The 13,517-nt window shown below is 62.1% G+C and carries 11 protein-coding genes; 2 read left to right on the top strand and 9 right to left on the bottom strand.

Translation table 11 applies throughout. The annotated features are described in order from the left end of the window. The first annotated feature begins 186 nt into the window (after positions 1-186). On the top strand, positions 187-1,800 hold the full coding sequence (locus GQA94_RS07380) for a response regulator (RefSeq protein WP_158187400.1): 1,614 nt from the start codon (positions 187-189) through the stop codon (positions 1,798-1,800). Between the two features lie 48 nt (positions 1,801-1,848). Next, complete coding sequence (locus GQA94_RS07375) at positions 1,849-3,813, top strand: methyl-accepting chemotaxis protein (RefSeq protein ID WP_158187399.1); 1,965 nt, start codon at positions 1,849-1,851, stop codon at positions 3,811-3,813. Between the two features lie 49 nt (positions 3,814-3,862). On the opposite strand, the gene GQA94_RS07370 is transcribed toward GQA94_RS07375, so the two are convergent. The 9 genes from GQA94_RS07370 to GQA94_RS23615 all read right to left on the bottom strand — a co-directional run bounded on the left by GQA94_RS07370 (position 3,863) and on the right by GQA94_RS23615 (position 13,370). Continuing rightward, complete coding sequence (locus tag GQA94_RS07370) at positions 3,863-6,148, bottom strand: YgiQ family radical SAM protein (RefSeq protein WP_158187398.1); 2,286 nt, start codon at positions 6,146-6,148, stop codon at positions 3,863-3,865. A 111-nt stretch (positions 6,149-6,259) separates the two neighbouring features. Next, complete coding sequence (gene alr / locus GQA94_RS07365; RefSeq protein ID WP_158187397.1) at positions 6,260-7,339, bottom strand: alanine racemase; 1,080 nt, start codon at positions 7,337-7,339, stop codon at positions 6,260-6,262. A gap of 99 nt (positions 7,340-7,438) precedes the next feature. Continuing rightward, positions 7,439-8,833 (bottom strand): replicative DNA helicase, encoded by a 1,395-nt coding sequence (dnaB, locus tag GQA94_RS07360; protein ID WP_158187396.1) that lies wholly within the window; start codon positions 8,831-8,833, stop codon positions 7,439-7,441. A 104-nt stretch (positions 8,834-8,937) separates the two neighbouring features. Continuing rightward, positions 8,938-9,384: a 50S ribosomal protein L9 gene (gene rplI, locus GQA94_RS07355; RefSeq protein WP_158187395.1), complete on the bottom strand. Its 447-nt coding sequence runs from the start codon at positions 9,382-9,384 to the stop codon at positions 8,938-8,940. A gap of 21 nt (positions 9,385-9,405) precedes the next feature. Next, a complete protein-coding gene (locus GQA94_RS07350) occupies positions 9,406-10,299 on the bottom strand; it encodes a hypothetical protein (RefSeq protein WP_158187394.1) in 894 nt (297 codons plus the stop codon). A 34-nt stretch (positions 10,300-10,333) separates the two neighbouring features. Continuing rightward, positions 10,334-10,564, bottom strand: a complete 231-nt coding sequence (gene rpsR / locus GQA94_RS07345) for a 30S ribosomal protein S18 (protein ID WP_019340128.1) — start codon at positions 10,562-10,564, stop codon at positions 10,334-10,336. Positions 10,565-10,592: 28 nt separating this feature from the next. Beyond that, positions 10,593-11,015 (bottom strand): 30S ribosomal protein S6, encoded by a 423-nt coding sequence (rpsF, locus tag GQA94_RS07340; protein ID WP_158187393.1) that lies wholly within the window; start codon positions 11,013-11,015, stop codon positions 10,593-10,595. Between the two features lie 179 nt (positions 11,016-11,194). After that, complete coding sequence (locus GQA94_RS23620; protein WP_423835434.1) at positions 11,195-11,977, bottom strand: response regulator; 783 nt, start codon at positions 11,975-11,977, stop codon at positions 11,195-11,197. 4 nt (positions 11,978-11,981) lie between these two features. After that, positions 11,982-13,370: a PAS domain-containing protein gene (locus tag GQA94_RS23615; RefSeq protein WP_423835398.1), complete on the bottom strand. Its 1,389-nt coding sequence runs from the start codon at positions 13,368-13,370 to the stop codon at positions 11,982-11,984. Positions 13,371-13,517: the final 147 nt, after the last annotated feature.

Raw genomic sequence — 13,517 nt, 5'->3', positions numbered from 1 at the left:
AGATTCGACCGCCGATAGCGATGAGCGTCGCGGCATGTGAACCACTATAACGCAGCTGATCCCGGGCAAGCCGCATAATGAGAACCAGACCGCCTTATGCAGCGTCTTGCAACGCCTCGAACGGTGGTAGCATGAAGCCACCAAAGAGGCCTCTGAATGCACTGCCGCAGCGGCCAGGGAACGGACATGTCGGATCAGGAAGAACTCAAACAGCATTTCGCGCAACGGGTCATCCACCAGGCACGGGAAGTGCTGGAGGTCTGGCAGCAACTGCAGCGTAGCGAGTGGAACGACAGCTACCGTGCCGCGCTCACCGATGCCAACCAGCGCTTGCGCCGATTTGCCGAGCGCTTCGAGCAGACCGAGCATCGGGAACTGGCCATCGGCATCGACAATTGCCTGGACGACATTCAGGACAACCGCGGCCGATTGTCCAGCAACACCATCGCCACCCTCAGCCAACTGGTCTACCGCCTCGGACGAACCGGGCTTCGCCACAGCGATCCACGTGGCCAGTCGGGCTACGTTCCGCCATTGAGCAAGCCCGTCTATATCGCCCTCGAAGACCATGAGCGCGCCAAGCATGTGGTGCGGCAACTCGAGTTCTTCAGCATGGCCGCCCGGGCGTTCTCCAGCGACAGCGAGTTTCGCGCCGCCATGCACGAGCGCCATCCCGCGGCGCTGGTAATGGACGTCGACTTCAACGGCCCAGGCGAGGGCCTGCGGCTCGTCGAACGCGTACAACAGGGCCTGGAGGAGAAACTGCCCGTGATCTTCTTCAGCCATGAAGAAACCGACACGCCGATGCGCCTGGCCGCCGTGCGCGCCGGCGGACTGGACTTCTTCACCGGCACCATCGACGCCTCCAGCCTGCTGGAAAAGATCGAGATCTTTACCCGCACCGCCCACTACGAACCTTTCCGAGTGCTGATCATCGACGACTCGCGTGCGCAGGCGACCCATACCGAACGGGTCCTGAACAATGCGGGGATCATCACCCAGACGCTCAATGAGCCGATTCAGGCGATCAGCCACCTGGCAGACTTCCAGCCCGACCTGATCATCCTCGACATGTATATGCCCGAATGCATGGGCACGGAACTGGCCAAGGTCATTCGCCAGCACGAACGCTACGTGAGCGTGCCCATCATCTACCTGTCCGCGGAAGACGACCTCGACAAACAGCTCGATGCGATGAACGAAGGAGGCGACGACTTCCTGACCAAGCCGATCAAGCCCAGCCACCTGATCGCCACGGTGCGGACCCGCGCCGAACGCGCGCGCCACCTGAAGGCCCGGATCGTGCGCGACAGCCTGACCGGGCTCTACAACCATACCCATAGCCTGCAGCTGCTCGAAGACGCCAGCTCGCGGGCCCGGCGTGACGGCCAGTCCCTGTGTTTCGCCATGATCGATATCGATCATTTCAAGAGGGTCAACGACACCTACGGGCACCCCATGGGCGACCGGGTGATCAAGAGCCTGGCCCTGTTCCTCAAGCAACGTCTGCGCAAGACGGACCATATTGGCCGTTATGGAGGCGAGGAGTTCGCCGTCGTCCTGCCGGACACCCGGGCGGAAGACGCGGTAAAGGTCCTCGACGAGATCCGCCAGCGCTTTGCCGAGATCCATTACCCTGCGCAACCGGCCGATCTCTCCTGTACGTTCAGCTGCGGCATCGCCGAGTTGACCCTCGAGGCCGACGTCAAGGCGCTGACCCAGCAGGCCGACGAAGCCCTCTATCGGGCCAAACATGGCGGACGCAACCGTGTGGAGCGGTTCACGCTGTCACGTGAGTGACATCAAATAGCCATATATTGCTGACCTCCCCATCAACCGGAGGTCAGGATGCGTCTGAAGTCGCTCACCACACTCAACACCTTGCTGCTCGTTGCGATCTGCCTCGCGTTGGGCGTCACGCTCTGGTGGTCGGAGCGCGCGCTGCAGCGTCCCTATCAGTTGATGGATCGTTACCTCGGGCTTTCCCAACGCTTCGAGCACCAGGTCGCGAGCAACATCCAGGATTACCTGGCCAACGGCAACGCGGTCCGCCATAACGCGGCAATGCAAGCGCTGGACAGTCTTGCGGCGGACGTTGCAGCCCTGCCGAAGCAGTTCGCCGAGCGGTTGCAACCGAGCCTTGAGCAGCTCAACGGGTTTACCGCGACCGAGCTGCTCGCCGCCGGCAAGCTTGCCGGCGATCCGCAAGGTCTGCTGCTGCAAGCCGAGCGGGAAATGGCCAGCGCACTGCTACAGTTGCATCGTTACGCGGCGCAAAGCACCCAGGCTTCGGCCAACCGGTACCAGGCGCCTCTGTTCGAGGCCAGCCGCCAGTTGCTGCGCCTGAGCCACGCGCGCGACAAGCTGACGAGCAGCGGACGAGACGAACTGGCGGCAGACGTTGAACAGACCCTGCAGGCGTTGAGCAGGGAGGCTGATGCACTCGAGGCGTTGCCTCTACTCGGCATCGCAGGCGAACGGCGTACAGGCGCCAGCGCGTTCGCCGCACTGCTCGACCTCGAGGGAGAGCAGCCGGAACACGCCGGCGAAGATCAGGGCATCGCCCTCAAGCGCGAGCTGCTCGGCCTGATCAAGCGCTATCCGGCCGAGCTTCAGCGGACCCGCGACCTGATCCGCCAGCGCAGCGCGTTGATGGCCAGCAGCGAGCAGAAGGTCACCGCGTTGCAACACGCACTTACCGAGCTTGAACCGGTGATACGGTCCGAGCATGGGCGCATCCAGTCGGAGGTGCGTCTGATCCAGGGCACGATCATCGCACTGATATTACTGGTCGCCCTCGCCATCGATCGTTTGCAGCGCAAAGTGACCCGCGCGCTGGGCCAGCTCGCCCCAGCCCTGCGTGCCTGGGCCCAGGGGGACTTTGGCGAGACGGCGCAGCTGGAATCGAAGACGCCTGAAATGGTCGAGATTGCCGCCTCGCTGAATCAGCTACGCAGCTACCTGCTGATGCTGGTCGGCACGCTGCGCCAGCACGCGCAAGAGGTCAACAGCGGTAGCCAAAGCCTTGCGCAGATGAGCAGCGATCTTCACCAGGGCGCCAGTCGCCAGACCGGCGATACGGCACAGATACGCGATTCGCTGGGTGAACTGGAGGCGACCATCCAGGACGTCGCCAATGGTGCCAGCCAGACCGCAGATGCCAGCCGGGCGGCGGGACAGGCCGTCAGTCATGGACAAAGGGTCATCAGCCAGAGCCTCGCGGGCCTCAAGGGCCTGGTCAGCGAAGTCCAGCACAATGCCCAGGCCATCGAGCATCTGGCCGACGAAACCAGCGTCATTGGCAAAGTGCTGATCGTGATCCGCTCGATTGCCGAGCAGACCAACCTGCTGGCGTTGAACGCGGCCATCGAAGCCGCGCGGGCTGGAGAGCAAGGCCGTGGTTTCGCCGTCGTGGCCGATGAAGTCCGCACGCTGGCACAGCGTACCAGCGGGGCCACGGAGGAAATCCAGCAGCTGATCGGCAATCTGCAGAAGGCCGCCCATCAGTCCGTCCAGGCCATGCGCGTGCAGGTCGATCATGCCGAAGCCACCGCTGGACTCGCTGAAACGGCTGACCTGGCGCTAAACGAGATCGTGACCACCATCGGCACCATCGAACAGATGGCGGAACGAATCGCGCAGGCCACCGCGCAGCAGAGCGACGCTGTGAGCGAAATCCGCGAACACAGCGAACGCATCCACCACCTGGGCGATAGCAACCTGGCGCATATCGGCCGTGGCCGCGAGCAAAGCGAACAGATGTTGAAGCTGGCCAACGACCTGAGTCAGGCGACGCTGGCATTCAAGTGCTGAACGACACCCGTGCAGCCAGCGGCGCGCGTGCGTCCCGTACTGAGCCCTTTCAGCGGGGAGCGACGGGACGCTGCGATGGCTTGCGGTTCTTTGCCGATGGTTTTCCGGCACCCGCAGCCGCCTTGCGTCGCGCCTCGGCGGCGGCCTTGGCCTGCTCACGCTTGTCCCAGGCGTTGCCGTCGTGACTGCGCGGCGGCAAGCCAGTGTGCTGGGTAAGAATCTGGCCGCCCTGCCCGGCCTTCTTGCTGCCGGCGGGCGTCGAGTTCTTGCGGCGCGCGCTCTGGTAGCCTTCGCTAGCCGGCTGATGGACAGGAATCAGCTGATGCTTGCCGCTGCCGATCAGATCGGCCCGCCCCATGCGCTGCAACGCTTCGCGCAGCATCGGCCAACCCTTGGGGTCGTGATAGCGGAGGAACGCCTTGTGCAACCGACGTTGTTCCTCGCTCTTGACGATCACGACGCCCTCGCTCTTGTACGTCACCTTGCGCAGCGGGTTCTTGCCGCTGTGGTACATCGCCGTGGCGCTGGCCATGGGTGAGGGATAGAAGGCCTGCACCTGGTCGGCGCGGAAGCCGTTGGCCTTGAGCCACAGCGCGAGGTTCATCATGTCCTCGTCAGTGGTTCCGGGATGCGCGGCGATGAAGTACGGGATCAGGTACTGCTCCTTGCCCGCTTCCTTCGAATACTTGTCGAACATCCGCTTGAACTTGTCATAGCTGCCGATCCCCGGCTTCATCATCTTGTCCAGAGGCCCGCGCTCGGTGTGCTCCGGAGCAATCTTCAAATAGCCGCCGACATGATGGGTGACCAGCTCCTTGACGTACTCCGGCGATTCCACCGCCAGGTCATAGCGCAGGCCCGAGGCGATCAGGATTTTCTTCACGCCCGGCAACGCGCGGGCCTTGCGGTACAGCTCGATCAGGGAACTGTGGTCGGTATTGAGGTTTTCGCAGATGCCCGGATACACGCACGACGGCTTGCGGCAGTGCTGTTCGATTTCCGGACTCTTGCAGGCGATGCGGTACATATTCGCAGTCGGGCCGCCCAGGTCCGAGACCACACCGGTGAAGCCGGGCAGTTTCTTCATCTCCTCGATCTCGTGCAGGATCGATTCGTGGGAGCGGTTCTGGATGATTCGCCCTTCGTGCTCGGTAATCGAACAGAAGGTGCAGCCACCGAAACAGCCACGCATGATGTTCACCGAAAAACGGATCATGTCGTAGGCGGGGATCTTCGCCTCGCCATAGGACGGATGTGGCACCCGCGCATACGGCGAGGCGAATACGTAGTCCATTTCCTCGGTGGTCAACGGTATCGGTGGCGGATTCAGCCAGATGTCATGGTCGCCGTGCCGCTGGACCAGCGCACGGGCGTTGCCCGGGTTCGTTTCCAGGTGAAGCACCCGGTTGGCATGGGCATACAGCGCCGGGTCGTTGCGAACCTTTTCGAACGAAGGCAAGCGGATCACGGTTCGATCACGCTCGATTTTAGGATTGGGCAGCAACTGGACGACCTTGGGCTCGTTAGGATCCTCGGTGGGTCCTTTCTCCTGCTCGATCGCACAGGCCTGCAGGTCCTGTGTACTGACGTAGGGGTTGATGATCTTGTCGACCTTGCCAGGCCGATCGATGCGCGTCGAGTCGATTTCGAACCAGTCCTGCGGCGCATCCTTGCGGATAAAGGCAGTACCGCGCACATCGGTGATCTGTTCGACCGTCTCGCCCCGCGCAAGCCGCTGGGCCACCTCGACGATGGCGCGTTCAGCGTTGCCATAGAGCAGGATGTCCGCGGTCGCGTCCATCAGGATCGAGCGGCGCACCTTGTCCGACCAGTAATCGTAATGGGCGATCCGCCGCAGGGAGGCCTCGATGCCGCCGAGCACCACCGGCACGTGCTTGTAGGCCTCCTTGCAACGCTGGCTATAGACCAGGCTCGCCCGGTCCGGACGCTTGCCTGCCAGGCCACCGGCCGTATAGGCGTCGTCGGACCGGATTTTGCGATCAGCGGTGTAGCGGTTGATCATCGAGTCCATGTTGCCGGCCGCGATCCCGAAGAACAGGTTCGGCTCGCCGAGCTTCATGAAGTCGTCCTTGCTCTGCCAGTTGGGCTGGCTGATGATCCCCACGCGAAATCCCTGGGCCTCCAGCAGGCGGCCGATGATCGCCATGCCGAACGACGGATGGTCTACGTAGGCGTCGCCTGTGACAATGATGATGTCGCACGAATCCCAGCCGAGCTGATCCATCTCCTCCCTGCTCATCGGCAGGAATGGCGCCGGACCGAAACACTCGGCCCAGTACTTGGGATAGTCGAACAGGGGTTTGGCGGCGTGCATGGCAAGGAACCGGGGCAACGAAAACGGGCGCGGAATATAGCACAAAAAATGATCAGGAAGGCCGACCGTATCAGTCGGCTTTTATCCGAACGAGATCAGACGAAACGCCGCTCAGTCGCTGACGTAGCGCCGGGGGACGCGCTGGGTGACTTTGGTCAGCAACTCGTAACCGATTGTGCCGCAGGCCTGGGCCAGTTCATCGATCGGTACTCGCGCGCCCCACAGCTCCACCTCATCGCCCAGCGCCACCTGCAGCAGATCGGTGACATCTACCGCCAGCATATCCATCGACACCCGCCCGGCCAGAGGCGCCCGCTCACCACGAATCGCCACACAGGTGCCGGGTGGCGCCGTACGGGGATAACCGTCGGCGTAACCGCAACTGACGGTGGCGATACGCGATGGACGCTGCGCCACCCAACTGGCACCGTAGCCGACGCATTCCCCCACAGCGACGTCGCGTATCGCGATGATCGCAGCGGTCAAGGTCATCACCGGCTTCAGGCCCAATGTCGCAGCGCTCAAGTCCGCGAAGGGCGATGCGCCGTACAGCATGATGCCAGGACGCAGCCAATCCATATGCGCAGCCGACATCGTCAGTACAGCCGCTGAATTGGCGAACGAGCGATGAGTGAAATCCAGGTCCAACAGACCGGTGAACTGCTCGAGCTGAGCTTCGTTGAGCGGATGGCCGCGCTCATCGGCGCAAGCGAAATGACTCATCAGATTGATTTCGGCGACCTGCGGCGCGTCAGCCAATCGCGGGTACCATTGGCGCAAAGCCGGGGCCGTGAATCCCAGCCGGTGCATCCCGGAGTCGAGCTTGAACCACACGTTCAATGGGCGGCATAGCGAGGCCTGCAGCAACGCGTTAGCCTGCGCCTCGCCCTGAACCGCCACATCCAGTCCAAGCTCGGCCGCCCTGACGTACTCGCCCGGCTCGAAGCAGCCTTCGAGCAGCAACAGTCTCGCGCTCCGGTCGACGGCCCGCACTTGCTCGGCCTCCTCCAGCGAAGCGACTGCGAAACCATCTGCAATATCTGCCAGACAGCGCACGGCTGCCGGCGCGCCGTGACCGTACGCGTTGGCTTTTACCACGGCGAACGCCTTGCGGCCCGGCGCGCACTGCCTGGCAAGTTGATAGTTATGGCGAAGGGCTGTCAGATCGACCGTGGCAACCAGGGGACGCATGGGTAGTCCTTGGGAATGGGAACAGGCAGCGCCTATTGTCCGGCGCCTTTCGCCAGCGCCGCAAGCCGTGAAAAGACATCGGCTCGTCGCGACAGCGGCTTACTCGTCGTCGAACTGGTAACTGCCGGGCGCCAGATTCTCGAAGCGCGAGTATTTGCCGAGGAATGCCAGCCGCGTGGTGCCGATAGGGCCGTTCCGCTGCTTGCCGATGATGATTTCGGCAACGCCCTTGTACTCGGTTTCCGGGTGATAGACCTCGTCCCGGTAGACGAACATGATGATGTCGGCGTCCTGCTCGATGGCTCCCGATTCACGCAAGTCCGAGTTGACCGGACGCTTGTTGGGCCGCTGCTCCAGCGAGCGGTTGAGCTGCGACAGCGCGATCACCGGACAGTTGAATTCCTTCGCCAGGCCTTTCAGCGAGCGGGAAATTTCGGAAATCTCGTTGGTCCGGTTGTCGCCGCTGGAACCGGGAATCTGCATCAGCTGCAGGTAGTCGACCATGATCATGCCGATTTCGCCGTGCTCGCGCGCCAGGCGCCGGGTACGGGCACGCATTTCCGAGGGCGAGATGCCGGCGGTATCGTCGATGAACAGCTTGCGGTCGTTGAGCAGATTGACCGCCGAGGTCAATCGCGGCCAGTCGTCATCGCTGAGCTTACCGGTCCGCACCTTGGTCTGGTCGATACGGCCCAACGAGGCCAGCATACGAATCACGATGGAGTCGGCAGGCATTTCCAGCGAGAACACCAGAATCGCCTTGTCGGAACGCAGGACCGCGTTTTCCACCAGGTTCATCGCAAAGGTGGTCTTACCCATCGAGGGACGGCCAGCCACGATGATCAGGTCGGCTGCCTGCAGGCCGCTGGTGGCCTCGTCCAGGTCGGTGAAACCGGTCGATATACCGGTAATCGCCTCACCGGCATTGAACAGCGAATCGATCCGGTCGATCGCCTTCACCAGAATATCGTTGATCCCCATCGGCCCGCCCGTCTTGGGACGGGCTTCAGCGATCTGGAAGATCAGCCGTTCGGCCTCATCGAGAATTTCCTCGCCCGTGCGTCCTTGCGGCGCATAGGCGCTGTCGGCAATTTCGTTGCTGATGCCAATCAACTGGCGCAACGTCGCGCGTTCACGAATGATCTGCGCGTAGGCCTTGATGTTCGCTACTGACGGTGTGTTCTTGGCCAGTTCGCCCAGATAAGCGAGGCCGCCCACTTGCGACAGGTGACCTTCCTTGTCCAACTGTTCGGACAGCGTCACGACGTCGAACGGCGAGTTGCGTTCGGCCAGGGTGAAGATGGCACGGAAGATAAGCCGGTGGTCGTGGCGGTAGAAATCGCCATCCGACACCTGGTCAAGCACGCGCTCCCAGGCGTTGTTATCCAGCATCAGCCCACCCAGTACGGCCTGCTCGGCCTCGATGGAATGAGGCGGCACCTTGAGCGCTGCGGTTTCCAGGTCGTACTGTTGGGGCACACTGATGTCGTTCATGGCACTCGAATTTCGTTCAGAAAAACAAAAGGCACGTTCCACTCGCGTGGAAACGTGCCCGATGTTACGCGTCAGGCACCAGGGGTGCCAGACGCAGGCCGGTCTCAGCCAGCAACCACGATCAGCTTCACGGTCGCTTCGACGTCGGTGTGCAGATGCACGGCTACGTCGTATTCGCCGACCTGACGGATGGTTCCGTTTGGCAGGCGGATTTCGCTCTTGGCCACTTCAACGCCGGAGGCGGTCAGGGCGTCGGCGATGTCGTGCGTACCGATGGAACCGAACAGCTTGCCCTCATCGCCCGCAGTGGCGGTGATGGTGACTTCCAGTTCGGACAGCTGGGCAGCGCGAGTTTCGGCGGAAGCCTTACGCTCGGCAGCAGCTTTTTCCAGATCGGCACGGCGCGCTTCGAACTCGGCGATATTGGCCGGGGTCGCAGCAGTAGCCTTGCGCTGCGGCAGCAGATAGTTGCGGCCGTAACCAGACTTGACGTTTACCTTGTCGCCCAGGTTGCCCAGGTTCGCGACTTTTTCCAGCAGGATGACTTCCATTTGAGTCTTACCTCTTAACTTTTAACCTTCACCGTTCGCAGGTCCCGCATCGTCATCACGAGATGCCCGACCGCGAAAATCAAACAAGCTGTCGACAATGGCCAAGACGGCCAGTAGCGGATAAATCAACTGCATGAACAACACCAGCGTGACGTAAAGCCCCACCAGCCAGAACCGCGACATCCGGTTCTGCGCCACCAGTCCATGCATCAGTGCGATACCGGCAAACACCAGTGGAACACTGCACAGCGGAGCCAGCATCGCCACCTGCACGCCGAGACTCGGTCCAAGCAACATGCCCACCAGGAGCAGCATCGCCGGCACTGGTGAAAAACGCAGCGCCCGGAACTCGAGCCCGAAACCACCCGGGTTGTACAGCAACGCCTGCCAGTATCGTCCAAGCATCAGGCTGAGCAGCGTCGTGATCTGCAGCAGCGCCGCCAGCAAACCGGTCAGAACCGGTGTCAGCAACGCACCCAAGCGCGCCTGCTCTTCCACCGAAAGCTGCTGATAGGCATCCGACAGCATGTCAGGAAGCACTTTCTGCAATTCGGTGGCGAGCGCCGCGATCGGCTCGCCGAAAACCATTCCAAGGGCCCAGGCATACAGCAACCCGAGCCCCACACTGCACAACAACACTTGGCGCCAGGAACGCTGGTTGCGCAACAACAGCGCCAACCCGAACGATCCCAGCAATACCAACAGCGTGCGCGGATCGCCGAAATACCACCAGACCAGGGCGGGCAATACAGCCCAGACCAATACGCCCAGCGCGTCATTCAGCCCGCGACGCAACAACACCAGGCTTCCTGCAGCGGCACACAGCCAGAACAACATCGGCAGCGCCGCGGAGCCAGCCACTACAACAATCGCCTGCATACGGCCGCGCATGATGAAGTCAGCCAGGGCGCGCATGCGATTTATCCTTTACGTCTGTCGAACAGTTCGATCAACGGCCGTGGCTGTCGGTGTAGGGCAGCAGGGCCAGGAAACGGGCGCGCTTGATAGCGGTGGCCAGCTGGCGCTGATAGCGTGCTTTGGTTCCGGTGATACGGCTAGGAACGATCTTGCCGGTTTCGGAAATGTAGGCCTTCAGTGTGTTGAGATCCTTGTAATCGATCTCTTTCACGTTTTCTGCGGTGAAACGGCAGAACTTACGACGACGGAAAAAACGTGCCATGAAATAGGCTCCTCAATAGGTCCGTGGATTACTCGTCAGCGTTGTTGTCGCGGCTGTCGCTGTCACTGTCGTTTTCATTGACAGAGTCAGATTCAGGGCGATCACGACGCTCACGGCGCTCGCTACGGTTTTCCTCGGCCTTTAGCATCTCGGACTGTTCAGTCTCGGCTTCATCGCGACGAATGACCAGGTTACGGATGACGGCGTCGTTGTAGCGGAAGTTGTCTTCCAGCTCGGCCAGTGCCTTGCCGCTGCACTCGACGTTCAGCATCACGTAGTGAGCCTTGTGGACGTTGTTGATGGCGTAAGCCAGCTGACGACGGCCCCAATCTTCCAGACGATGGATCTTGCCGCCATCTTCTTCGATCAGCTTGGTGTAACGCTCCACCATGCCGCCAACCTGCTCGCTCTGGTCGGGGTGGACCAGAAAGATGATTTCGTAATGACGCATTGTTGCTCCTTACGGGTTGCAGCCTGCCGCACGATACGGATCAGGCAAGGAGTGAATGAGTATGTTGTCTTGCCTGCCAGAGAGGCGCGCAAACGCCTGCCATCCGGGCAAGGGGCGCAATTCTAGAGAAGCCCGGCCAAGCGCGCAAGGCGCTGTGGTGAATATTTGACCAACGCTGCTCAGCCGTGCCCAGCCATTGTCCGCTCAGCCCGGATGCTATCGAGCAGCGACCTGACCTGATGGATGTCGTAGGGCTTGAGCATCGTACGCAGGTCGTCCAGCCCTTCGTCCCGGGCATTGATGGCGTAACCGGAAGCGATGACGACGCTCAGCGCCGCATCGCGCGCCTTCGCCTGGCGCACCAGCTCGATACCGCTCATGCCGGCGAGCCCCACATCGGTCACCAGCACATCGAAGCGACGCTGCTCGAGCAGGTCGATCGCAGCCTCGGCCGATTCGCAGAGACTGACCTCGTGACCGAGTTCCTCCATCACCTCGCCCGTCAACATGCGCAGCGTAGGGTCATCCTCGACGAAAAGAATACGCATGCCACCCGATGGCGCTGGCGCCGAGTCGGAGGCGCCCGACTCGACCATCGAGCCGCGACCATCGGCCTGCGCCGTTTCGTGCGCCGCGTGCGCCCCTTCGCCGACGCTGCTCGGCAGGTAGACCCGGACGGACGTACCGCGCCCTTCCTCGCTCTCCAGCACGACGAAACCGCCCGTTTGCCGGACGAAGCCGTACACCATGCTCAAGCCAAGCCCGGAAGCATTGGCGTCCTGGCGGGTCGTGAAGAACGGCTCGAACGCGCGCTCCAGCACCTCGGGGTGCATGCCTTCGCCCTCATCGATGACGCTCAGCTCGACGTAGGGGCCCGCCGCAGCATTGGGGTGAGACGCAACCTGCTCGGCATCCAGTGAGCGATTGCGCAAGCGCACGAACAAGTCACCGCCATCGGTCATCGCATCACGCGCATTGACCGCAAGATTGAGGATCGCCGCCTGCAGATTGCCCACGTCGGCGAAAACCGGCCACAGGTTCGGCTGGATATCGACATCCACCTGCACCGCCCGCCCCAGCGCGCCACTCATCAACTCGCTCATCTGCCCGAGCAGCTCGCCCAGGTCGACCGACTGGGGCTGTAGCGGCTGGCGGCTGGCGGCTGGCGAAGGCAAGCAGCTGGGACGCCAGGCGGGCGCCCTTCTCCACACCGCCGACAGCCGACTCCAGGCGCCGCTGCGCGGTCTCGTCCGCACCCAGGTTACGGCGCAGCAATTGAAGGTTTCCGCCGATGATCTGCAGCATGTTGTTGAAGTCATGCGCGATGCCGCCGGTCAGCTTGCCCACCGCCTCGAGCTTCTGCGACTGCATCAACGCCGCCTCGGCCACTCGCCGCTCGGACTCGCTATGCATCAGCTCGCGCGTGCGCTCGCGAACCAGTTCCTCGAGATGCTCGCGATGCTCCTGCAACTCCCACTGACTGCGCTGCTGCTCGGTTACGTCACTGCCCTGCACGAAAATGCCCGACACGCGCCCGTCGCGTTCGATGATCGGCTGGAACACGAAGTCAACGAACACCTCCTCAGGCGCCATGCCGGGATGGCGCTGCAGCAGCGCCCGCATTCCCCTGCCGATATACGGCTCGCCGGACCGGTAGACCTGATCCAGGAGATCGATGAAGGCTTGCCCCTGCAATTCGGGCAAGCCATCGAGTACCCGCTTGCCAAGCAGCTCGCGATGGCCTGTCAATTGCTGATAGGCCTCGTTGACCAGCTCGAATACATGCTCCGGGCCGCGCAGAAAACAGACAAAGCCCGGCGCCTGGGCGAACAACTGGCGCAACTGATTGCCTTCATCCTGCATCGACCGGGCACGCGACATGATCGCAGCCTCGATCTGCTGCAGGGGCTGGCCACGCAGCTCGGCCGAACGCAGCGACGCTTTCAGCGACTGCAGCTCGGTGATGTCCACAGTGTGCTGCAGGATGGCGCTCACTTCCCCCTGCTCGTCGAGTATCGCCGTGTGTGTCGCGCTCCAGTAGCGATCTTGGTACGCCGTCCCGGTAGCCGAACTCACCGCGATCGAATAGCGAATGACCGGAAGCGTATCGACGGTTTTGCTACGCAGAACGCGTGAAAACGATTCCAGCAGCTCGTCGACGTGAGTGGTTTCCGGCGCCTGCGGATCAGCGGCGAACGCATCATGTATACGCCGCCCGACGATGTCTTCGAGCGCACGATCGGTGAGCTTCAGGTACGCCTCGTTGGCATCCAGGATGGTCAGCTCGCGATCAAGCAGCAGGTAGGCGTTCGGAGAATTCCTGAACAATGCCTCGAAAGGCGGGCGTTGCGGCATACAACCTCCATGATGCGAGCCTGTCGCCGGCTGCGATCAAACACTGGCGCCAGGCAGAACCAGGCACCGACCAAATATTGATTCAGAGACCGCCAGACAGCCCCGGAACAGATAATTGACCGCACAGGGCACGATCGGTTTCGAGGG

This window comes from Stutzerimonas stutzeri, assembly GCF_009789555.1.
GTDB classification, from domain to species: domain Bacteria; phylum Pseudomonadota; class Gammaproteobacteria; order Pseudomonadales; family Pseudomonadaceae; genus Stutzerimonas; species Stutzerimonas stutzeri_R.
This window is presented reverse-complemented; position numbering and strand designations above follow the sequence as displayed.